The following is a 22,123-nucleotide window of genomic DNA, read 5'->3' on the forward strand; positions in this document are numbered from 1 at the left end:
GGCCGTTTCTTTCCGGCCTATGACGTCGGCGCGGCGAAGCGCTCGCGCGCCTCGCCGTAAACCGTATCGCCCGAGATGGTCAGGAAGGTGCCGTCGGCGCGCGTTTCGAGCCACGGCGTGATCGTCTGGATCACGCGCTTGCGGGCCGCATTCAAGGCTTCCTCGACGCTGTTGCTGTGCGCCAGCAGTTCGAGGTTGACGCGCGTGGGGAAGACGAGCGTCTTGCGGCCGGACGCGCCAAGCTCCAGCGCCGCGTTCGGGCGCATCCATTCCGCGTCGACAGTTTCCCAGCCATCCTGTTCAGCGATCTGATCGGCCGGCGCGCGGGCGATATAGAAGAAAGTGTCGAAGCGCTTCGCCATGAATTCGGGCGTAACCCAGCGCGCGAAGAGAACCATCTGCGAGAGGTCGATCTTCATCTCGCAATCGGCGACCACGCGCGAGAAGGGAAAGCCGCCCTTCGCCACAGACTGCCGCAAAGCGATGCTCTCCTTCATGTCAGGGAGTTCGCCGCCCTCTCCGAAAAGCAGCCCTGATTCCTCGAAGGCCTCGCGCGCCGCGGCGATTTTCGCCGCTCTTTCCTCATGCGAATAATCGTTCCAGCCGAGCGCATGCGCCGCCCAGTCCGGATGTGAATCATCGGGATCGACCTTGCCGCCGGGAAACACGAGCGCGCCCGGCATGAAGTCGATCTCATGATGGCGTTGCACCATCAGCACTTCGAGATGGGGATTGTCGCGCACCACCATGATTGTCGAGGCGAGGCGGACGGGTGTTTCTGATGGCATCAGTTCAGAATCTCAATTCATTTGTCGGGCAGGGAACCAGCGCCCAACTCCGCATGCAAGCGCCGACGCTATTCCTTCACGGCCCCCGTGAGCGACGAGACGTAATATTCGACGAAGAAGGAATAGAGCAGGGCGACGGGGATCGAGCCGAACAGCGCTCCCGCCATGAGCGAGCCCCAGTGATAGACGTCGCCCTCGACGAGCTGCGTCAGCACCGCGACCGGAACGGTTTTCTTCTCCGCGGACTGGATGAAGGCCAGCGCATAGATGAATTCGTTCCAGGACAGCGTGAAGGCGAAGATGCCGGCGGAGATGAGGCCGGGCACGGCGAGCGGCATGGTGATGCGCCTCAAAATCTGCAGGCGCGTCGCGCCGTCGATCATGGCGCATTCCTCAAGCTCGTAGGGGATCGACTTGAAATAGCCGATCAGCAGCCAGGTGCAGAAGGGAATGAGGAAGGTGGGATAAGTCAGGATCAGCGCCATCGGGCTGTCGAACAGCCCGAACTTGAAGATCATCGTCGCCAGCGGAATGAACAGGATCGAGGGCGGCACGAGATAGGCGAGATAGATCGCCAGCCCGACATAGGCCGAGCCCTTGAAGCGCAGGCGCTGGATCGCATAGGCCGCGAGCACGCTGCAGATGAGCGAGATCGCCGTCGCCACCACTGCGACCATCATGGTGGTGAAGAGCCATTGGGGATAATCGGTGTCGAACAGCAGCTTCTTCACATTCGCCAGCGTCGGCGACTTCACCCAGAACGGGTTGTATTGCTTGTAATTGTAGAGTTCTGCGTTCGGTTTGAACGTCGTGATCGCCATCCAGTAGAACGGGAACAGCAGCACGAACACGAACAGCATCAGCGGCAGATAGACCGTGATCCAGCGCTTCAGCGCGGAATCCCATGACGCCATCTCCGCCGGCGCGCGCGCGGACTCGACCGGCTGATCCGCGGTCGCGGCGAGATCAGTCATTGCTCTCTCCCTGCTGCCATTTGCGCCGCGCCAGCGCAAAATAGCTGAACAAGGTGGCGAAGACGAGGAACGGGATCATGGCGACGGCGATCGCTGCGCCTTCGCCGAGCTGGCCGCCGGGAATGCCGCGCTGGAAGGCGAGCGTGGCCATGAGATGGGTCGAATTCACCGGGCCGCCGCGCGTGATGGCGTAGACAAGCTGGAAATCGGTGAAGGTGAACAGCACCGAAAACGTCAGCACGACCGCGAGGATCGGCATCAGCATCGGCATGGTGACATGGCGGAAGCGCTGCCAGGCGCTCGCGCCGTCGAGCATCGCCGCTTCGTAGAGCGAGGGTGAAATCGTCTGAAGGCCGGCGAGCAGGCAGATCGCGACGAAGGGAATGCCGCGCCAGATATTGGCTGCGATGAGCGACCAGCGCGCATGCCATGGCGTGCCGAGAAAATCGATATAGGTCGATTTCCAGCCGAGCACGTCCACCAGCACATAGGAGATGATTGAGAACTGGGGATCATAGATCCACCAGAACGCGATGGCGGACAGCACCGTCGGCGTGATCCAGGGCACGAGGATGATCGCGCGCAGCAACGCCTTGAAAGGGAGATGATGATTGAGCAGCAGCGCAAGCCAGAGGCCGAGCGCGAATTTCCCGATCGTCGCCACCACCGTGTAAAGGATGGTGTTGCCGACCGACATCAGAAACACCTGATCCTGCAGCAGCGACTCGAAATTCTCGAGCCCGATGAAAACGCCGCTGCGGCCGATGCGCGTGTCGGTGAAGGCGAGCCAGACGCCGAGCCCGAGTGGATAGGTCAGAAAGACAAGCAGCAGGCCGAGCGCTGGCGCGAGACAGATCGCGACGAGAAACGGCTTCCAGTCGAACAGGCGGACGAGCCAGTTCTGTTTCTCCTCGCCTTCTGTCCATATGTCTGCGGCGACCGCCATGCTTTCAGCTTTCTCCTAGCGATGACGCTTGCCCCTCACCCTGCATCGACGCGCTGGCGCGCGCCGATGCTTTCCCTCTCCCCGCAAGCGGGGAGAGGGTGGCGAGCCGCATCGCGGCGAGCCGGGTGAGGGGCAAATATCGTGGTCATGTGTTACTCGCGCTGATCGTCCAGGCGAGCTCATCTGACATGTCTGCTTACGAGCGATAATAACGCTTCGCGCGACGCTCCGCTTCAGCCGCCGCCTGTTCGGGCGTCGCCTGGCCGGAGCAGACGGAGGCCACCATCTGCACCATCACATATTCGGCGTTGACCGCGCTCGCGGCTTCGGTGATCGGCCCCTTGTAGCCGTACCAGAGCGCGTTCTCGATCGTATCGCGATAGAGCGTGATCTTGGGATCGCTCTCCCACACCTTGCTCTTCGCGTAGGCTTTCAACGGCTGCGCCCAGTAGCCGTAGCAGCCGGTCAGCCATTTGTCGTATTGCTCCTGCTCCATCATGAACTGGAGATAGGCCTTCGCCGCGTTCGGATATTTGGTGTGCTTGAACGCCATCGCGTTCACGACAAGCGCCGTCTCCGTCGGGCGGCCGACAGGGCCGATCGGCATGCGCGCGTGATTGAGATCGGGCCCGATCTTGGCGATCTCCGGGTCCTTCGAATTCTTGATCGAGAAATAGAGCGAAACGCCATTCTGCGTGAGCCCGATTTCGCCCGCCGTCAGCGCCTTGTTGTTGCTGGGATCGAGCCAGGAGAGCGTGCCGGGAATGAGCGTCTGGTAGAGCTCCTTCGCATATTTCAGCGCCGCGATGGTTTCCTTGCTGTTAATCGCGACCTTCAGATTCTCGTCGACCATGTAGCCGCCATGCGACCAGACGAGCCAATGAGTGAATGAATTGCCGTCGCCGACCGCATTGCCCAACGCAAAGCCCGCGGGGTGTCCGATCTTCTTCAGATTCTGGCAGAGCTTGAGATAGTCATCGACATTGGTCGGGAATTTTTCGAAGCCGGCTTCCTTGACCCAGCTCTCGCGATAGACGGCGGGACCGCCAGATCCGCCCATGGGAATGCAGATCCACTGGTTGGTGCCATGCTTCTTGCCGTAGCGCTCGGCGAGCGGATACCAGCCGCCATATTTATCGCCGAGATAGCCGGCGAGTTCGGTCATATCGAGCAGCTTGTCGGCGTAGACATGGGGATCATCGGTCCAGCCGACGATGACGTCGGGGCCGGCGCCGGTGTTGGCGGACACGGCGGTTTGCGGCCGCAAATCCTCCCAGCCCGCGAAATCGACGCGCACCGGCACGCCGGTCGCTTTGGTGAAGGCTTCGGAATTCTCCTTGAAGATGGTCTCGTCGGGATCGACGAATTTCGTCGGGCGCAGCACGCGCAGCGTCGCGCCTTTCTCGGGCGTGAATTTCGAACCGCTTTGCGCCCATGTTTCGCTGGAAATGAGATGCGGCGCCGCAATGAGGCCCGCGCCGCCAAGCAATATTTTCCGTCGTGACGTCGACATCGGCATTCCTCCAATAGCGGGGCGGCTCTGGCGGCCGCCTTCCTGACTGAGGTCTCCCGTGTCCGTTGGGATCGCGAGCCTCGACCTCGATGGTCGAGGCAAGGCTAGAGCAATTCGTCGCGCGCCGCCAAGGGCTTCAAAGGGATGAGGGCGCCTTGATTTCAGGCGCGCGGCTATTGCGCCGCACAATTGCGCGCGTGAGATATTTTTGAAGGAGCGTTTTTCTCCAGACGAACTTGTCCGCGGCGAACTTTACGCGACGCGATGACGAATTTCGCGACGTCGCGACGAACGCGGCTCAATCCTCAATCGTCGCCAGATTCGTTTCAGACCCAGGAGGGAGTCTTGCGCTTCGGAGGCTCGCCCTCGTCGCGATCGGTCAGCTTCTTGTCCTCACGCGGTTTCGGCGGCGCGCCTGCGCCCGGCGGAATGATGTCTTCAGCCGCGGGAACTGTGGCCGCCGGCGGATCGCTGGCCGGGAACGTGTCCTCAAGCCCCTGCTCAAGCAGCTCTTCCGCCTTTTCCTGTTTGGATCGCTTGCTGGCTGGCGAATCCATGCCGAATCTCCGCGCTTGTCGTCCGGAGGTCAAACCCGCTTGCGCCGGCTTCGTTCCCGCGGCTGCTCAATTTCCGGACGAAAGCACTGCATCGAACTGCTCGACCAGCCAGTCGATCTCCTCCGGCTTGATCACCAGCGGCGGCGAGACGCGGATCGTATGCTCATGCGTCTCCTTCACGAGCACGCCGCGCGTCTTCAGCGCCTCGCAATAGCCGCGCGCGCCGCCGGCCTCCGGCGCGAGTTCGACCGCCGTCATCAAGCCGCGGCCGCGCACGTCGCGCACAATGTTGCTGCGGATCGCGCGCAAGCCCTGAAGCAGCCGTTCGCCCTGAATGGCGGCGTTCTCGATCATCCCTTCCTCGACGAGCACGCGCAGCGCCGCGCGCGCGACGGCGCAGGCGAGGGGATTGCCGCCGAACGTCGAGCCGTGCTGGCCGGGCTTCAAGACGCCGAGCACTTCGCTGTTCGAAAGCACCGCAGAGACAGGATAGAAGCCGCCCGACAGCGCCTTTCCCACAAGCGTCACATCGGCCTCGACGCCTTCATGCTCTTCGGCGAGCAGTTTTCCGGTGCGGCCGAGACCGGTCTGGATCTCGTCGAAAATCAGCGTCACGCCGTGCTGCGTGCAGAGTTCGCGCGCGCGCTTGAGATAGCCGGCAGGCGGAATGATCACGCCGGCCTCGCCCTGAATCGGTTCCACGAGGAACGCGACGGTGTTCGGCGTGATCGCCTTTTCAAGCGCGTCGGCGTCGCCGAATGGGACCATGCGGAATCCCGGCGCGAACGGGCCAAAGCCGCCGCGCGATTCCGGATCGCTGGAGAAGCCGACGACGGCGAGCGTGCGGCCATGGAAATTATCGGCGCAGACGATGATCTCCGCCTGTCCAGCTGGCACGCCCTTCACCTCGTAGCCCCATTTGCGCACCGCCTTGATCGCGGTCTCGACCGCCTCGGCGCCGCTGTTCATCGGCAGCACGCGATGTGATCCCGTGAGTTCGGCGATATCGCGATAGAAGAGCGCGAGCTGATCGTTGCGGAAGGCGCGCGAGGTCAGCGTCAGCTTGCCCATCTGCTCTATCATCGCCGCGGCGATCCTGGGATGACAATGGCCCTGATTGATCGCGGAATAGGCGGCGAGGCCGTCGAGATAGCGGCGGCCCTCGACGTCCCAGACCCAGACGCCCTGGCCGCGCGACAGCACGACGTCGAGCGGCTTGTAGTTGTTCGCGCCGAGCTGCTGTTCGAGCGCGATGAGGTCAGCGCTTTGGACGGTCATCACATTCTCCATCGCTCAGGCGGCGCGCGCGGCCGGCGTTTCGGCGCGGCCGAGCACCGATTTTCCGAACAGGCTGGCGACGAGTTCGATCGCGAGGCGCGCGGTGCGGCCGCGCTCGTCGAGCAGCGGGTTGAGCTCGACGAGATCGAGCGAGCGCATCAGCCCGCTCTCATGGATCAGCTCCATGATGAGATGCGCCTCGCGCCAGGTCAGTCCGCCTTCGACAGGCGTGCCGACGCCTGGCGCCAATGCAGGATCGACAAGATCGAGATCGAGGCTGACATGGAGATGCGTCGTTGCGGGATCGAGCGCGCCGAGAAGATCGCGCATCAGCGCGAAGACGCCGAACTCGTCGATGCGGCGCATGTCGACGCAGTCGATGCCTTTCGCCGCCAGCGCCGCTCGCTCGTCGCGATCGACCGAGCGCAGTCCGAAGAGATGCACGTTGGATGGATTCAGCGACGCGAATTCGCGATCGCCAAGGAGAGGTCGAAGCGCGGGATCGCCGGTCAGGAATGCGACCGGCATGCCGTGCATATTGCCTGAGGGCGTCGTCGCGGGCGTATTGTAATCGGCGTGGGCGTCGAGCCAGAGCAGGACGAGTCGCTTGCCTTCCGCGCGGGCGTGGCGGGCGGCGGCGCTGACGCTGCCCATGGACAGGCTGTGGTCGCCGCCAAGGATCATCGGCGTCTGGCCGGCGCGCAGAGCGTCCAGCGTCGCATCGTGCAGCGCGCGCGCCCAGCCCGCGACCGCGTCGGCGTTGGCGCAGCCGGGGAGGCGAGGCGCCTCGCCGCGGGCGCCGCCGGAGGGAGCGGAAACATCGCCCTGGTCGACGACCTTGCGCCCCAGCCGCGCCAACTCGTCTGCGAGGCCGGAGATGCGCAAGGCCGCCGGTCCGAGCGACGCGCCGCGGACGCTGGCGCCCGCGTCGATGGGGGCGCCGATGATGGCGATGTCGCCCGGTTTTCGCATCGAGTCCGCCTTTCCCTGATGAAGAGAAGGTGGATTTTCGCGCTTTGGACGCTCAACAGAAAGCCGGAACTCTGTCAGAATGACGGCCAAATCTGCCGTTTCGGCAGAGTATTCTGGCGAAACGGCAATGGCTTCTGCGCTCGACACCCTCGATCATCGACTCATCGCGCTGTTGCGGGCGAACGCCCGGGCGTCCACGGCGACGCTTGCGCGCTCCCTCGGCGTCTCGCGCGGCACGGTCCAGAACCGCATCGACAGGCTGATGGGGCAGGGGGTCATCATCGGCTTCACCGCAAGGATGCGCTCGGAAATCGAGAGCGGCGTCCGCGCGCTGACGTCGCTTGAGATCAGATCCGGCGATGAAAAGGCGGTCGGAGCCGGGTTGAAGCGGCTGCCGGAGGTCGAGCGGCTCTATTCAACCAACGGGCGCTGGGACATGGTCGCCGAGGTCCGCGCCGACGATCTGGCGACGCTGGATCGGGCGCTGGCTGCGATCCGCGCCGTCAAGGGCGTGGCCCATACCGAAACAAGCATCCTTCTCAGCGAGTTGTGAGCCCTTTCCAGCGGGCGGGCGCCGCCACATCGGGACCAGATTGCCGCATTCGCGAATCTTTCGAGGCGGTTGCAGGCGATCGCAAAGGAAGAGCTTTCACCGGGGCGGCGTTCGTCCCCGAAAAGCGCGGATTTTTTTCCACGGCGATTAGCCATGCGGGTTAAGCGAAACTCAACTTCGGCCGCCTAGTTGTAGATTGCTCAAGGGGCAGCCAGGGATCGCCGGCCGAAAAGATGTTCGACCCCAAGGATCGCACGGCGCGCGAGATTCCGACAGAAGTCTATATCGCGCTTGTCGATTCGCTTTATTCGGACTTCCCTTTCTTCACGATGGGGGTCCTCGTCGCCTTCGCAGGCGCGTTCGTCGGGGCGATGCTCACCGGCGCAGGCGTGCTTTATGCCTGTGCGTTTGCGATCATTGCGATCGGAGCGCTTCGCGGCGCCCATATCCTGTCCTATCGCCGCCGTCGCCAGATGCCGGCGGACCGGGCCGACGCCCGCCGCTGGGAGCGCGCCTACGAGATCGGCACCAGCGCCTATGTGCTCGTTCTCGGCGTCTGGTGCTTCATCACCTTCTCGGTCGTTGGCGACGCGCGCGCGAGCCTGATCAGCCTTGCGGTGTCGCTCGCCTATATCGTCGGCGTGACCGGCCGCAACTACGGCAGCAAGCGGCTCGTCGTGTTGCAGCTCGTGCTCATGGGCGTCCCCATGGTGCTCGGCCTGCTGCTGGTGCGCGACATCGCGAGCGTGAGCATCGCGCTGTTCCTCATCCCCTTCCTGCATGGTTCGAAGCGCGTCTGCGACCGGCTGCGCGACACGCTGTTCAATGCGGTGATCGCGACCCGCGACGTGCAGCTTCTCGCCGATCGCTTCGACACCGCGCTCAACAACATGCCGCATGGCCTTGCGATGTTCGACGTGAAAGGCCGCCTGCTCGTCATCAATCGTCGCTGGATCGAAATCTTCGGCCTCGACAAGGCCGTCGGCCGCGACGATTGGTCGGTCGACGATCTCATGACCGAGGCCGGCGGGTCCGGCGCCGCCAGCGCCGATGAAGTCGCCGTGCTCACGCGCGCGTTTCAGCGCGCCTTTCGCGCTTCCGAACCTTTGCGGCTGCCGCTTGAGAATTTCGATCGCAGCCTCGATCTGACATTCCAGCCGATGCGCGGCGGCGGTTGCGTCGCGCTGCTTGAAGATGTGACGGCCAAGAAAGTCGCCGAGGCGCGGCTCGCCCATATGGCGCGCTACGATGTGTTGACCGGCCTGCCGAACCGCGCGCAATTCCAGGAGCGGCTCGAAGCCGTGCTCGCGGGCCGCCGTCAGGACGACGCGGTCTGCGTGATGTTCGTCGATATCGATCGCTTCAAGCAGATCAACGACACGATGGGCCATGCCGCAGGCGATACGCTGCTGTTCGAGGCGGCCGGACGCCTGCGCGGCGTGTTGCGCGACATCGACACCGTTGCGCGCTTCGGGGCCGACGAATTCGTGGTGCTGCAGCATCCCTGTCGCGATCACAAGGAAGCGGCTGCCGTCGCCTCGCGCATCATCCAGGCGCTCGCGGAACCCTACGACATCGACGGCAGTCAGGTCGTGGCGGGCGCGTCGGTCGGCATCGCGATGGCGCCGCATGACGGGCTGAGCACCGACCAGCTTCTCAAGAACGCCGACATGGCGCTCTATCGCGCGAAAGCCAACGGACGCGGCGATTTCAGCTTCTTCGAGCGCGACATGGACACGCGCGCGCAAGCGCGGCGGCAACTCGAAACGGATTTGCGCAAGGCGATGATGAATGGCGAACTGACGCCTTACTATCAGCCGCTGTACAATATTCGCGAAGACATGGTGACGAGCTGCGAGGCCCTGCTGCGCTGGAACCATCCCGAGCGCGGCTTCATCTCGCCGGCGGAGTTCATTCCCGTCGCCGAGGAAATGGGGCTCATCATCGAGATCGGCGCGCAAACGCTGCTGAAGGCGTGCAAGGAATGCGCGAGCTGGCAGAGCGGACAGCGCGTCGCCGTCAATGTTTCGTCAATTCAGATTCACCGCGGCGACATTGTCGAATCCGTCGAGCACGCGCTGCGCCAGTCCGGTCTTGATCCGCGCCGTCTCGAACTCGAGATCACGGAGTCGGCGTTCCTATCGGAAAGCGAGCAGACGCTGATCGTGCTGCGAAAGCTGCGCGCGATGGGCGTGCGCGTGTCGCTCGATGATTTTGGCACGGGCTATTCAAGCCTGAGCTATTTGCGAACCTTCCCTTTGGACAAGGTGAAGATCGATCGCTCCTTCCTGCGCGACATTGAACACGACCAGAATTCTCTCAGCCTGTTGCGCGGCGTGTTGAGGCTGAGTTCGGAGCTTGGATTGTCCGTCGTCGTCGAAGGCGTCGAGACTCTCCAGCAGCTCTATATTCTCGCGAATGACGGCTTCGTCGACGAAGTGCAGGGCTTCCTGTTCAGCCCGGCGCTCTCGGCGAAGGATATTCGCAGCATCCTCGGCGATCCGCCGCGCATCCTCGCGCGCGTCGCGTAAGCCGGCCGCATCGCGGCCCCCAACACCCACGCTCAAGATTAATTTTCAGGCGTTGAACGCGCGCGTTCATGCGCAATCACACGTATTTCCCGGCCCGTTAACGAAGTTTAAAGGGATTTCTTTACGGGCGTTAAGGTTCTATTAATGATCCGCGCGCCGTCAGATCAGGGGTTCGTCGTGAGCGTCGCAGCAGCAGGAAAAAGCACCGAATTCTCGGTGCGGGTGAGGGACTTCGTTGAGCGGCTGGACTGCCGGTTGGCGCGCACTCTCGACGAGAGGGAAGCGATTTTCCGACTGCGCTACGACGCCTATGTGCGCGAGGGGACGATCGAGCCGAACAAGAGCAAATTGTTCAAGGACCGCTATGACGACCTGCCGAACGCCTATAATTTCGGGTGCTATTTCGACGGCGTCATGGTCAGTTCTCTCCGATTGCATGTGGGCTCGCCGCGGCATCCGGTCACGCCGTCGGTGTCGGTGTTCAGCGACATTCTCGGACCGGAAATCGACACCGGAAAAGTGTTAATTGATCCGACGCGCTTCGTGGCCGATCCTTTGCTGGCTCGCGAATATCCCTATCTGCCGCAGGCGACCGTTCGCCTGCCGTTCCTCGCATGCGAACATTTCAACGCCGATATCGGCCTCGCGGCCTGCCGCGAAGAGCATCGCGCTTTCTACAAGAGGATGTTCTTCCTCCATCAGGATGGCGAGCCGCGGCCCTATCCGCCGCTGACCAAGCCGATCGCTCTTTTGCGGTTCGATTATCGCGAGACGCGCGAGAAGGTCATCGCCCGCCATCCGTTCATGGCCTCGACCGCGGCGGAGCGCGAGCGCCTGTTCGGCGCCGCCCCGAAGCGGGTCGTACCGACCCTCATCCGGTCCTCGCGGCCCATGATTCCGCCGTCGGCGCGCGCGTCCTCGCGGCCTTTCTCGATCCACGCCGCCTGAGCGGCGGCCTGTCATTTTCGGAAGATTGTCCGGATTTTGTCGGGCTGGATGGTGGGCGCGACAGGGATTGAACCTGTGACCCCTCCCGTGTGAAGGGAGTGCTCTGCCGCTGAGCTACGCGCCCATCGCCGCGTGGCTCATAGGCGAGCCGCGGCGACCGCGTCAAGGAACAAGCGCGGATGACCCTGTCGGGTGCGTGGCCCTCAAGCCATCAGACGGCGCGGCGCGTAAGGTCTGGTCGCGGCCCACAGATCCCGGAAATGGTCGATGACGACGTCTGGTCCGAGGTCGTGAACGGGAATCTGGGTGTAGCCGAAGCTGACCGCGACGCAGGGGATGCGCGCCGCGCGCGCCGTGTCGATGTCTGTCTGGGAATCGCCGACCATGACCGCGGAATTCGGCGAGCCGCCGGCCGCCTCGATCGTCGACAGGAGATGGCGCGGATCGGGCTTGAACCAGGCGAAGGTGTCCTTGCCCGAGATCGCGGCGAAGAGCGTGTCGACGCCCAGCGCCTTCAAGAGCGTCCGCGCATGCGCCTCGATCTTGTTGGTGCAAACCGCCATGATCCAGCCATCGGCGACGAATTCGTCGAGCGCGGTCCGCACGCCTTCGAACAGCACGGTCTCGTTGGCGATGTTGGCGTGATAGTGGTCGAGGAACGCTGCGTAGAGCTCATCGAGCCGCGCCGGCGCGACCGTCCGGCCATGCAGCGCGAAGCCGCGCTCGATCAGCGGCCGGGCGCCGGCGCCGATCAGGTCGCGCGCCTGCTCGAACCGCGTCGGCGGAAGCCCATCCATGGCGAGCACGACGTTCAGCGTGGCGACGAGGTCGCGCGCGCTATCCGCCAGCGTGCCGTCGAGGTCGAAGACAATGGTCGGTTGGGTCATGGGTGTGCGCTCATATTCGGAGGGCTCAGCGTTCGCTCAAGGGCTGTCGAGGGCAAGGAGACGGCGCGAAGATGGTGTTGTCCACCATCGAGCGACGTGTCCGCCGCGATCGGCGGCCCTTCAGCGAACCCAAAGGGCGCGGCGAAAAGCGCCCATGATCGGGTCTCGCGTCCTCGACCGTGGGATAACCACGGCCTTCGGCCGCGAAACCCGCCCTGAACGCTTTTCGACTCGCGCGCTGAGCCTTCGGAATATGAGCGCACACCCATAGCCGGCTTTCCCCCGATTTCTGCCCTTATGGGGCCGCCGGCCTTAAGGCTTCGTCAACCCTAAGATAGTCCCATGGGTCGACGCATATGCGCCATTCGGGGCCAACCGCCATGCGCCGACTCGCTCTCATCCTCGCGGCGACAGCAGCCGCCTCCGCCGCCCAGGCCGCGCAATATGAATTCACGCCGGCTCCGCAGACGGATCTCAACCGCATCTATCGCGTTGACCGGTTTTCCGGCGAAGTGACGGCCTGTCAATATGGCCTCAGGGAAGGTTCGATCGGCGTCACGCTGTGCTACGGGGCCGGCGAGGGCGCAGGCGTTCAGGCTGGCGGCGACTACAGCCTCGTCGCCTCCCATCACCAGCGCGAAGGCGGTATTTTTCGCGTCAACCAGCGCTCCGGCGAGATCAGCGTCTGTTACGTCTTCGACGAGCGCGTGGTCTGCACGCCGCCGGCGAAAGCCGCGCCCATTCAGCAGAGCCAGACGACGCCGGCCGATGCGGCGGCGAATATCGCTTCCGCGCAAGGCGCGGCGTCTCGGAAAAACTGACGGCCCTCGCGCCAGGCGCCGCGCGCCGCCCGCTTCCAAGGCGCCGGTTGCTGTCGCCGATTTCGCGGGCGGCGAAGCCCGCGGCCGGGCTGATCTGCGTCCAGCGCTTGTCCCACAGTCTTTTCCGCCCCATATGGCGTATTGGCAGGCGGCGCGCCCTTCGGTTATACGCCCGTCACGATCATCCTGTTTGTTGACGTGATCGCAGCGCGCCGCAAGCGCCGCCACCAGCTTCGAACCCACAGGGAAGAATGAGTTACACAGACAACGGATTCACAGACCGTCGCAATTCCGCCGCCGAGGCCAGGAAAGCGCAGCTAGAGAAATTCAAGGCCAGTCTCAACAGTGAGGATCCCGCGGTGCTCGCGCGCCGCGCGGAGCGGCAGGCGATTGTCGAGGCCCGCAAGCAGCGCGAGGCCGAAAAGGAAGCCGCGCGCCGCGCCAAGGCCGAGAAGGAAGCCGCGGAGAAGGCGGCCGCCGAGGCCGTGCGTCTCGCCGAAATGATCGCCGCCGAAGAGCGTCGCAAGGCCGAGGAGGCTGCAGCTTTGGCGGCCCGTCCTGCCGACAGCATCCGTCAGGCGGCCATGTACGCCGCGATGCGCGCGGCCGGAAAAGGCCGTCGCTGAGGCGCAGACGCGCCGGACCGTTGGTCCGGCGCCAGAATTTCCAAGATTCTATCGACGTTTGGCGCGTGCAGTTGACGTAGGCCGCTTGAATCGTCATAGATGTTGCGCCGCACAATGAAGCGCGGCGCTTTACTTTTGGTCAGCGCCCTTTGCGCCGGTCCCCGGGATCGGCCGCATTCCGCCAAAAGATCGAGAAGGGCGCAGTCGAACCCGACGCCCTCATGACGTCCGCCCGGAGTGCGGACATTTAGGAAAGACTCAATGACATCCTCGTTCGCGGAGCTCGGCCTCGCCGCTCCGCTCGCTCGCGCTCTTGATAGCGCGGGCTTTGTGACGCCGACGCCGATCCAGGCGCAGGCGATTCCCTTCCTGTTGCAGGGCCGCGACCTGCTCGGCCTCGCCCAGACCGGCACCGGCAAGACCGCAGCTTTCGTGTTGCCCATCCTGCAGGCGCTGCGGTCTCTTGGCTCAAAGGCCGAGCCCAGGACGGCGCGCGCGTTGATTCTCGCGCCGACGCGGGAACTCGCGATCCAGATCCACGAGACGATCCGCACGCTCGCCAAGGGCCAGCATTTCTCGCACGCCGCGATCTTCGGCGGCGTCAGCATCAATCCGCAGATTGCGACACTTCAGCGCGGCGTCGACATCCTTGTCGCGACGCCGGGCCGCCTCGTCGATCTCATCAAGCAGAAGTGCGTGACGCTTTCGGCGACGCGCTATTTCGTGCTCGATGAAGCCGATCGCATGCTCGACATGGGCTTCATCCGCGACATCAAGCGCATCCTGCCGCTGCTGCCGAAAGAGCGTCAGTCGATGCTCTTTTCCGCGACCATGCCGCAGACGATCGACGAGATCGCCGGCGGCCTCCTGCGCGATCCCGCGCGCGTCGAGGTCCGCACCGAGGTGGTGCCCGTCGATCGCATCGTCCAGCACCTCGTCCATCTTCCGCAGAATGCGAAGCGCGAAGCGCTGCTGCATCTGCTCTCATCCGCCGACGTGACGCGCGCGATCGTGTTCGCCCGCACGAAACATGGCGCGAACCGGCTGACCACCTATCTCGACGACTTCGGCTGCAAGGTCGACGTCATCCATGGCAACAAGAGCCAGGGCGCGCGCCAGCGCGCGCTGGCGGGATTCAAGTCCGGCGAGATCAAGATCCTTGTCGCGACCGACATCGCCGCGCGCGGCATCGACGTCGCCGACGTGTCGCATGTCGTGAACGCCGAACTGCCCGACGAGCCGGAAGCTTACGTCCATCGCATCGGCCGCACGGCGCGCGCCGGCAAGGAAGGCGTTGCGATCACGCTGTGCGACTCTTCGGAGCGCGACAAGCTGCGCGCCGTCGAGCGCCTGATCAAGCGTCCGATTCCGGTCATGGTCATCCCGGGCCTCGATCTCAAGAAGCCCTCTGGCGCAGGCGCAACCTCGCCCGCGCGCGAAGAAGGCGAGTCGCGTCGCGGCGGCCGCGATGAGCGCGGACGCGGGCGAGGACGCCCGTCGGGTCCGTCGCGTCGGCCCGAACACGATGGGGATGCGCGCCGGAGCCACGGCGATGCGCGCCAGGATTCGCGCCCGCATGGGCGCAATGAAAGCCGTCGCGATGATCGCGCGGCGAATGGCGATCGTATGCGTTCGTCCGAAGGGCGCTCTCACGAGGCGCGCGCTCATGACGCCCGCCCGCATGATGCGCGCCGCTCGCATGAGTCGCACAAGGTGAGGAGCGCGGAGACGCGCGGGCGTTCCGATACGCGACCGGCTCAAGCCGGCCCGAAATGGCGTGACGGCGATTTCCGTGAGAAACGCTCGGGCGACGCGGCTCCGCGTCGTCGCGGTCGCTGAACGCTCGTCAAACTCAACTCAAAAGCAAAAAGACCGGCTTTGCAGCCGGTCTTTTCATTTCGTCGATCGCAGCAAGCGTCAGAGCTTGCGATTGATCGTGTCAGTCGCCTTGTTCGCGGCGTCCTTCACCGCGTCCTTGGCTTTGCCAAGCGCCTCCTGGCCCTGGCCCTTCATCTGCTGGGCTGCGCCTTCGGCCTGCATCTGCTTGTCGTCGATCGCCTTGCCGACGCCTTCCTTCGCCTTGCCGGCGGCTTGGTTGGCCATGCCCTTGATCTTGTCGGTGGTGCTTCCCATCACGCGCTCCTGTGGAGTGAATTGAAAAAGATCAGCAATCGACAAACGGAGCGGCGCCGCAGAAGTTCCTTCGCCGCTGCAACGTCAAAAGACAAAGGCCGGGAGATTTCTCCCCCGGCCTTTGCGTTGAATGCGTCGGCTGCGGCTTTGTTCAATTCGTCGGCGGCGAAGGCTGCTGCGGCGGCTCCTGCGATCCCGGAGGAGGGGCGTCATTCCGCCGCTGGCGATCGGCCATGTACTGATCGAATTCCTGCTTGTCGCGGGCTGCGCGGAGACGCGACAGGAAATCCTGGAATTCCTTCGCCTCGTCCTCCAGACGCTGCATCATCTGGTCGCGATATTCATCGAAGGCGCGATTGCCGGTCGGCGCGAAGCCACGCGACCTGAAGCCGCCGCCGGGGCCGCCCCAGCGCGCCATTTTCTCCTGGATGCGCTGCATCTTGCGCTCCCAATGGGCGCGACGGTCTTCATTCCAGGCGCCATGGCGCCCGTATCCGCATGACATGGGTCCTCTCCTTAGGGTGATGATGAGCAGGGCAAGGCCGAGCGGCCAGAACACGATGAAGGCGAGGACGATCAGCGCGATCCACGCCGCCCTGCCGAAGAAGTGATCCGGTCGCGGAGCGTAATGATCGAACCGCGGGCCGTAGCCGTTCGCAGTGGACGAGAAGTCAGACATTCGATCCCTCGATGTCAATGTTAATAACATTTACATAGAGCCAGCTTCTGTGACGGTCAAGGGCGATTGGATGAAGATTTGGCAACGTCGCCATTTGGACGGATTGATTCGCCGGCCGGTCGCCGTCACGCTGTTCGGGGCGACGCGCGCGGCGAGGTCGCGCCGCGTTAAGCCTCGTTCTTAGGGTTAATTATCTCTAAAGATTGAAGCTCGCTTGCAACTTCGCCAGCTATAAGAACCCGCCGCTGACCGGAGCGTCTGATCGGGGCGGTTAAAGCGTAACGATCATATTTGTCGGATTGCGCAGAAATGAGGACAGAGATGTTCAGCCTCATCGGAAAGGCGACCGCGCTCGCCGCTGTCGGTGCGATGCGCCCCATGGTCCCCGTTGGGGAAGTCGGCGAGCCGCCGCTTTCCATCGTTGCGGAACAGCCCGCCATCGAAGCGCCGCAGCCCTCCGCCGATGAACTCGACGGCGTCGGCCGCGCCAACGAAGTGATCCGCAATCGCTGCATCGACATCACGACGAAGATCAATCAGTTCATGTCGGTGCGCGAGGAAGTCGCCGAGGTGTTCGCGCAGGTCGACGCGCTGATGACGGAGCTCGAGCACACCAAGTCGGAACTCATGCAGCGCAACGCGATCTTTGCGATCGAGCGCGACGCGCATGCCGAACTCAAGGCGCGTTTCCAGGCGGTTCACGACGAGAATGAGGCGCACAAGTCCGACAACGAGCTGTTCCAGCTCGAACTCGAACGGCTGCGCGAGATCGTCAGCAGCGCCGATGCGCGCATCGAGACCTACGAGAACGAGGCGCTGGAAGCCTCGGCCAAGCTCGCCGTTCACGATGTGCAGAAGCAGGAGATGGAGGCGCGGCTCGCCTATCTCGTCAGCGAACTGCAGACGGCGCAGAAGAGCGTGCATGATTCGGACGCGCTGATCTCGACATTGCAGTCAGAGCTGAGCGCCGGGCGTGATCGGCTCGCATTGATCGAGCAAAACAACCTGTCGCTTGAACTTGCTCTTGGCGAAGCGCAGCAGACCGCGGCGCGGCACAAGACCGATCTCGACGACGCCAATATCGCCTGGGACAACGCGCTGCGCGACCTCTCCGCCAGCCAGGCGGAGGCCGCCAAGTTCCAGGACGAGCATGCGCGGATGCGCACGCTTTGGCAGCAGGCGACCGACACCCATACCAGCGATACGGCCGCCTTGCAGACCCAGCTTGAGGCGCTGAAGACGCGCGCCGAGGTGAATGAGCGTCTGCTCGGCGAAAGCCGCGCGGAATTGCAGACGAAAGTCGACGAACTGCGCCAGGAAGAGCGCCGCACGCAGGAGGCGCTCGCCCGCGTCGCCACCATGGAGCAGCAGCAGCAGGCGCTGGAGGCGGCCTCGAAGGCGCTTTCGGACCGCATCGGCGAACTCGGCCATTCGCGTTCGAAGGTGGTGCGCCGCATGAAGCCGCTGATCCACGCGCTGCGCGAGAAGGAGGCGGACCGCAACAAGCTGCAGCAGCAGATCGAATCCCTGCAGGCGCGCATCGTCGTGGAGAGCGAGCGCTTCAACGCCGATCGCGAACGCGCCGACGAGGCCATCAAGGCGCTGACCGAGAATTTCGAGCGCGAGAAGGTGTTGAAGGCGCTGGCCGAAGGCGCGCTCGAAGCCGACCGCAAGGAGCGCGCGCAGCTTCAGCAGGCGCTGAAATCCGCCCGCAGCGGCCAAAGTCAGGGACCGGGATCGGCGCCCGTCGCGGCTTGAGCCATTCTGGCGACAGATCACGCCGCACTTTGATTGACTCAATCAAAGTGCGGAAACGTGATCGATTTCAAAGATTAGAGCATGGCTTCGGCGAAAAACCGGTTTCCACTTTTTCGCGCCATGCTCTAGGGGGCGATGGCGCCGGCGGCAAGCCGGCGCCATTCGCATGAGCTTTACGACCGGCGCGCGCCCAATCCGTCGAGATAGATCATCACGCCGGCCTCCAGCAGTTGCTCCGGCGGCATCGGCAGGGGCCGTCTGGCGGCGTCGCCGCGGGCGAACAGGCTCGCAACGCCGTGCGACATCGACCAGACATGCAGCGCCATCATCATGGGCGGCGGCCGTGAGCCCTGCGGAATTGCGGCGGCGATCACATCGCATGCGGATCGCAGCACGTTGAAAGCGCGCTCCGACGCCTCGCGGCAATCAGCGTGGCTTTCGAGCGGCAGGCCGGCCTCGAACATGGCGGCGTAATAGGCCGGCTCATTGCCGGCGAATTCGAGATAGGCGCGGCAAAGCCTCATCAGCGCTTCGAAGGCGGACGGCTTGCCCTCGTTCCAGGCGCCGGCGAGGCGCTCGGCGAAGAGATCGAAGCCGCGCCGCGCCACGTCGGCGATCAACGTGTCGCGATCGCGGAAGTGACGGTAAGGCGCCGCGGCGCTGACGCCGGCCTGACGCGCCGCCTCCGCGAATGTGAAGCCGGCAGGCCCCTTGCTGGAGATCAAGTCGAGCGCGGCGGCGACCAGCGCCTCGCGCAGGTTGCCGTGGTGGTAGCCGCGCTTCTCGGTCTGCTCACGCCATCGCATGCCGCGACATACACCGGCGGGCGTTAACTTACCAACCGCGTGCGCCGCCGCGTCCGCGCTGGGCTATTTCAGAGCGTCATAGATGCGGCCGCTGACATGCAGATGGCCATAGAGATTGGGATGCATCACTCCCGTGGGGAAGGGGAACTTCACGCCAGCCGCGTCGTCGCGCGGCAGATAGCCTTGGAGGGCGCCCGCCTCGTTGAAGCTTCGGAAAAAGGAACTCTGCGTGCAGAAGCCGTGGCGTCGCGAGAAGTCGCCGACAAACGCCCAGCCATGTTCCTTCGCGACGCTGCGGTGGAAATCCTCCAGCCGGAACAGCACCTCCTTGGCGGCGAAATCGGATTCTGACGCGCTGATTGCGCCGACGCCGAACAGTTCGAGCAAGGGATTGAGGCCGGGATGGGCGACCGTCGTCCGGCAGGGTTGGCCCGCTTCGTTCTTGGTCGGATCGAGATAGGTCATCAACAGCGTGCGCCGCGGCGCAAGCTCCGTGATTTTCTGCGCGAGCTCCGCGAATTGCGGCTTGAGGCGGCGGAACTCCTCATCGATCCTTCTGCGCACGGCGGCCCGGGTGCGATCGATCTGGCCGGCATAGGCGAGGCGCACGATTGCGCCGAAGCCCACTTCATTGCCGCCGGTGCCGACGATCAGCGCGTCGAGCGTTTCGCGCGCGGCGCAGGCCGGCTGGTCCTTGCAGAGAAGCGCCTGCAGTCGCGAAAGCTGCGTCTGCAATTTCGTCTCCTGAAACACCGTCGGCGGCGAGCGATGCGCGTCCTCGTAGCGGCGCCCGACCTGAAACACGGACTCGCGGCCGAAATAGCGGCTGAGGATTCCGTCATCGACCTCCGCGCCGGAGCAGGCGAAGCTGACGAAGGTCACGGACGCATGAGGATCGGCGAGCGCAAGCCGCATGGCGCCGATGGCCGGCCCCGAAATCAGCGAACGATGGCAGCGTTCGTCTTTCCATCGCGCGGCGGCTCCGACGCCGAACTGTTCCGAGAAAACGCTGAACAGCGAGTGCGGATTGCCTTCGCCTGACGAGTAGGAATCGCCGAGCGATGCGATCTTGACGTCGCGCGCCTCGATATTCGCGTCGGTCCAGTCGGGCTTGTTCCTGATCCGCCACTTGATCGCGGATGATCCGAGCCTTGCGTCGAGATCGAGCCAGTCGCCGCATTTCCGCTCCAGGATCGCGCCGCCATCCTTCTGATATTCGCAGAGATCGGCGGCTTTCGTTCCGCGCACGCGCACCCGGATGCGTCGCGCCTGATCGTGGAACCAGGCGCTGCGATACTGCGCCGCGCTCTGGTCCCAGGCGGTCGCGACGCTGAAACTCGCCTGCTGAGCCGCGTCGTTGCGGCGGACGCCGAAGATATCGGCCAGCACGTTCGCGTGAAGGTTCTTGCTGAAGAGGCCGGCGAGCAGCCGGTCATGGTCCTGCTCGTTGATGATGAGCCGGAACCTGTGGCGCATTTCCCAGTCGAAAGTCTGGCCGGAGGCGGAGCCCAGGGACGAGAGAGTCATCGCGAACCCGGCGATGATCAGGCGGGACGGCAAAGCGCGCATGATGGTCTGCAATGGCTTCAGGCGGCAATGCCCAGTCGTAGCGTGACGGCCGGCGGCGGGAAAGGCGGGCGGCCTTTGCGAGGCGGGGCGCAAAACTGCGACGCCACACCATTGTGCGGCGTTCGGGCGGGCGATTGCAGCATTTTGCGCTACGGCGTCGCGGCAGGGCGGGGTTTCGAGCCTCAGCGGGAGCGTGATAAACGGGCGCCAACCCACGGAGAATTCCATGCAGCTCAAGGACGCCTCGCTTCTCAAATCGCAATGCTATGTCGATGGCGCCTGGATCGGCGAGGGCGTCGACCCCATCGACAATCCCGCCACGGGGGAGATTCTCGCAAAAGTCCCGCGCTTCGGCGCCGACGAGACCACGAAGGCGGTCGAAGCCGCGGAGAAGGCGTTCAGGCTCTGGTCGCGCAAGACCGCGAAGGAGCGCTCGATCGTCCTGCGCAAATGGTTCGATCTGATCATGGCGAACCAGGAAGACATCGCCCAGATCATGACGGCCGAGCAGGGCAAGCCGCTGTCGGAATCGCGCGGCGAAGTCGCCTACGCCGCCTCCTTCGTCGAATTCTACGCCGAGGAAGCCAAGCGCATCTATGGCGAGACGATCCCGTCGCCATTTCCCGGCTCGCGCATCATCGTGCAGAAGCAGGCGATCGGCGTTTGCGCCGCGATCACGCCGTGGAATTTTCCGGCCGCGATGATCACGCGCAAGTGCTCGCCGGGTCTCGCCGCCGGCTGCGCCTTCGTCGTCAAGCCTGCGCCGGATACGCCGCTGACCGCGCTCGCGCTCGCCGAACTCGCCGAGCGCGCCGGCCTGCCGAAGGGCGTGCTCAACATCGTCACCGGCGACGCCGCTGCGATCGGCGGCGTGATGACCTCGCATCCGGCCGTGCGTTTCATCGGCTTCACCGGCTCGACGCCGGTCGGCAAGCTGCTGATGCAGCAGGCCGCGTCGACGGTGAAGAAGGTCGGGCTCGAGCTCGGAGGCAACGCGCCCTTCATCGTCTTCGACGACGCCGATCTCGACAAGGCGGTCGAAGGCGCGATCATCGCGAAATATCGCAACATGGGTCAGACCTGCGTCTGCACGAACCGTCTCTATGTGCAGGAAGGAATCCATGATCGCTTCGTCGAGAAATTCGCGTCGGAAGTGATCAAGATGAAGGTCGGCAATGGCGCCGAGGTCGGCGTCGCGCAGGGGCCGCTGATCAACGCGAAGGCTGTCGAGAAGGTGGAGCGGCATGTCGCTGACGCGGTCGCGAACGGCGCGAAACTCGTCGTCGGCGGCCATCGCCATGCGCTCGGCCGCACCTTCTATGAACCTACGGTTCTCTCGGGCGTGACGACGAAGATGCTGATCACGCGCGAAGAGGTGTTTGGTCCCGTCGCCGCGGTCTACAAATTCAAGGAGGAGAACGAAGTCGTCGAGATGGCGAACGCGACGCAGTACGGCCTCGCGAGCTATTTCTACACCAGGGATCTCGGCCGCGCGTTTCGCGTCGCCGAAGCGCTCGAATATGGCATGGTTGGAATCAATGCGCCGATCCTCGGCACCGAGGTCGCGCCGTTCGGCGGCGTGAAGGAATCGGGCCTCGGCCGCGAAGGCTCGAAGCACGGCATGGATGAATTCGTCGAGATGAAATATATGCTGCTCGGCGGCCTCGACGCCTGAGCCGCGTCATTTTCTGACAGTTCTGTCCCATCCTGAAACAACGGCGCGATATCAGCGCCGTTGTTGTGTTTCGCGCGCTCGTGAGCGCTTGACTTCGTCCCGCATCTGC

20 protein-coding genes and 1 tRNA gene are annotated in these 22,123 nt (G+C 64.1%); 8 read left to right on the forward strand and 13 right to left on the reverse strand.

Annotated elements, in window-relative coordinates:
- Nucleotides 1-17: 17 nt before the first annotated feature.
- The 7 genes from L8F45_RS07950 to rocF form a co-directional block, all read right to left on the reverse strand.
- Complete coding sequence (locus tag L8F45_RS07950) at nucleotides 18-788, reverse strand: NUDIX hydrolase (RefSeq protein WP_342362334.1); 771 nt, start codon at nucleotides 786-788, stop codon at nucleotides 18-20.
- Nucleotides 789-856: 68 nt separating this feature from the next.
- Nucleotides 857-1,702: a carbohydrate ABC transporter permease gene (locus L8F45_RS07955; protein ID WP_425330016.1), complete on the reverse strand. Its 846-nt coding sequence runs from the start codon at nucleotides 1,700-1,702 to the stop codon at nucleotides 857-859.
- A 52-nt stretch (nucleotides 1,703-1,754) separates the two neighbouring features.
- Nucleotides 1,755-2,708 (reverse strand): carbohydrate ABC transporter permease, encoded by a 954-nt coding sequence (locus L8F45_RS07960; protein ID WP_342362336.1) that lies wholly within the window; start codon nucleotides 2,706-2,708, stop codon nucleotides 1,755-1,757.
- A 196-nt stretch (nucleotides 2,709-2,904) separates the two neighbouring features.
- Nucleotides 2,905-4,221 (reverse strand): ABC transporter substrate-binding protein, encoded by a 1,317-nt coding sequence (locus tag L8F45_RS07965; protein WP_342362337.1) that lies wholly within the window; start codon nucleotides 4,219-4,221, stop codon nucleotides 2,905-2,907.
- A gap of 326 nt (nucleotides 4,222-4,547) precedes the next feature.
- Nucleotides 4,548-4,778: a hypothetical protein gene (locus tag L8F45_RS07970; RefSeq protein ID WP_342362338.1), complete on the reverse strand. Its 231-nt coding sequence runs from the start codon at nucleotides 4,776-4,778 to the stop codon at nucleotides 4,548-4,550.
- Between the two features lie 66 nt (nucleotides 4,779-4,844).
- Complete coding sequence (rocD, locus tag L8F45_RS07975) at nucleotides 4,845-6,056, reverse strand: ornithine--oxo-acid transaminase (protein WP_342362339.1); 1,212 nt, start codon at nucleotides 6,054-6,056, stop codon at nucleotides 4,845-4,847.
- Nucleotides 6,057-6,071: 15 nt separating this feature from the next.
- Entirely contained in the window at nucleotides 6,072-7,028 is a 957-nt protein-coding gene (gene rocF / locus L8F45_RS07980; RefSeq protein ID WP_342362340.1) for an arginase, read from the reverse strand.
- Nucleotides 7,029-7,155: 127 nt separating this feature from the next.
- On the opposite strand from rocF, the gene L8F45_RS07985 reads away from it, so the two are divergent.
- The 3 genes from L8F45_RS07985 to L8F45_RS07995 all read left to right on the forward strand — a co-directional run bounded on the left by L8F45_RS07985 (nucleotide 7,156) and on the right by L8F45_RS07995 (nucleotide 11,060).
- Entirely contained in the window at nucleotides 7,156-7,581 is a 426-nt protein-coding gene (locus L8F45_RS07985; protein WP_342362341.1) for an Lrp/AsnC family transcriptional regulator, read from the forward strand.
- Between the two features lie 233 nt (nucleotides 7,582-7,814).
- On the forward strand, nucleotides 7,815-10,112 hold the full coding sequence (locus tag L8F45_RS07990; protein WP_342362342.1) for a putative bifunctional diguanylate cyclase/phosphodiesterase: 2,298 nt from the start codon (nucleotides 7,815-7,817) through the stop codon (nucleotides 10,110-10,112).
- A 177-nt stretch (nucleotides 10,113-10,289) separates the two neighbouring features.
- The gene (locus L8F45_RS07995) at nucleotides 10,290-11,060 is read left to right on the forward strand and encodes an N-acyl amino acid synthase FeeM domain-containing protein (RefSeq protein ID WP_342362343.1); all 771 of its coding nucleotides are present in this window, start codon (nucleotides 10,290-10,292) and stop codon (nucleotides 11,058-11,060) included.
- Nucleotides 11,061-11,109: 49 nt separating this feature from the next.
- Here L8F45_RS07995 and L8F45_RS08000 read toward each other — a convergent pair.
- Nucleotides 11,110-11,184: transfer RNA gene (locus L8F45_RS08000), tRNA-Val, on the reverse strand.
- Nucleotides 11,185-11,263: 79 nt separating this feature from the next.
- The gene (locus L8F45_RS08005) at nucleotides 11,264-11,947 is read right to left on the reverse strand and encodes an HAD family hydrolase (RefSeq protein ID WP_342362344.1); all 684 of its coding nucleotides are present in this window, start codon (nucleotides 11,945-11,947) and stop codon (nucleotides 11,264-11,266) included.
- Nucleotides 11,948-12,327: 380 nt separating this feature from the next.
- Between L8F45_RS08005 and L8F45_RS08010 the strand changes: the two genes are divergently transcribed.
- The 3 genes from L8F45_RS08010 (at nucleotide 12,328) to L8F45_RS08020 (ending at nucleotide 15,233) form a co-directional block, all read left to right on the forward strand.
- Nucleotides 12,328-12,768, forward strand: a complete 441-nt coding sequence (locus tag L8F45_RS08010) for a hypothetical protein (RefSeq protein WP_342362345.1) — start codon at nucleotides 12,328-12,330, stop codon at nucleotides 12,766-12,768.
- Nucleotides 12,769-13,019: 251 nt separating this feature from the next.
- Complete coding sequence (locus tag L8F45_RS08015; protein ID WP_342362346.1) at nucleotides 13,020-13,394, forward strand: DUF6481 family protein; 375 nt, start codon at nucleotides 13,020-13,022, stop codon at nucleotides 13,392-13,394.
- A gap of 261 nt (nucleotides 13,395-13,655) precedes the next feature.
- Nucleotides 13,656-15,233: a DEAD/DEAH box helicase gene (locus L8F45_RS08020; protein WP_342362347.1), complete on the forward strand. Its 1,578-nt coding sequence runs from the start codon at nucleotides 13,656-13,658 to the stop codon at nucleotides 15,231-15,233.
- A 78-nt stretch (nucleotides 15,234-15,311) separates the two neighbouring features.
- Here the strand turns inward: L8F45_RS08020 and L8F45_RS08025 are convergent, their stop codons facing one another.
- The gene (locus tag L8F45_RS08025) at nucleotides 15,312-15,527 is read right to left on the reverse strand and encodes a CsbD family protein (RefSeq protein ID WP_342362348.1); all 216 of its coding nucleotides are present in this window, start codon (nucleotides 15,525-15,527) and stop codon (nucleotides 15,312-15,314) included.
- Between the two features lie 151 nt (nucleotides 15,528-15,678).
- Nucleotides 15,679-16,206: a DUF2852 domain-containing protein gene (locus tag L8F45_RS08030; protein WP_342362349.1), complete on the reverse strand. Its 528-nt coding sequence runs from the start codon at nucleotides 16,204-16,206 to the stop codon at nucleotides 15,679-15,681.
- A gap of 321 nt (nucleotides 16,207-16,527) precedes the next feature.
- On the opposite strand from L8F45_RS08030, the gene L8F45_RS08035 reads away from it, so the two are divergent.
- Nucleotides 16,528-17,964, forward strand: a complete 1,437-nt coding sequence (locus tag L8F45_RS08035) for a hypothetical protein (protein WP_342362350.1) — start codon at nucleotides 16,528-16,530, stop codon at nucleotides 17,962-17,964.
- A gap of 173 nt (nucleotides 17,965-18,137) precedes the next feature.
- On the opposite strand, the gene L8F45_RS08040 is transcribed toward L8F45_RS08035, so the two are convergent.
- Nucleotides 18,138-18,770 (reverse strand): TetR/AcrR family transcriptional regulator, encoded by a 633-nt coding sequence (locus L8F45_RS08040; RefSeq protein ID WP_342362351.1) that lies wholly within the window; start codon nucleotides 18,768-18,770, stop codon nucleotides 18,138-18,140.
- Between the two features lie 63 nt (nucleotides 18,771-18,833).
- The gene (locus L8F45_RS08045; protein WP_342362352.1) at nucleotides 18,834-20,339 is read right to left on the reverse strand and encodes an SGNH/GDSL hydrolase family protein; all 1,506 of its coding nucleotides are present in this window, start codon (nucleotides 20,337-20,339) and stop codon (nucleotides 18,834-18,836) included.
- Between the two features lie 226 nt (nucleotides 20,340-20,565).
- Between L8F45_RS08045 and L8F45_RS08050 the strand changes: the two genes are divergently transcribed.
- The gene (locus tag L8F45_RS08050; RefSeq protein WP_342362353.1) at nucleotides 20,566-22,014 is read left to right on the forward strand and encodes an NAD-dependent succinate-semialdehyde dehydrogenase; all 1,449 of its coding nucleotides are present in this window, start codon (nucleotides 20,566-20,568) and stop codon (nucleotides 22,012-22,014) included.
- Nucleotides 22,015-22,123: the final 109 nt, after the last annotated feature.

The sequence above is a fragment of the Terrirubrum flagellatum genome (genome assembly GCF_022059845.1).
Classification (GTDB): Bacteria; Pseudomonadota; Alphaproteobacteria; order Rhizobiales; family Beijerinckiaceae; genus Terrirubrum; species Terrirubrum flagellatum.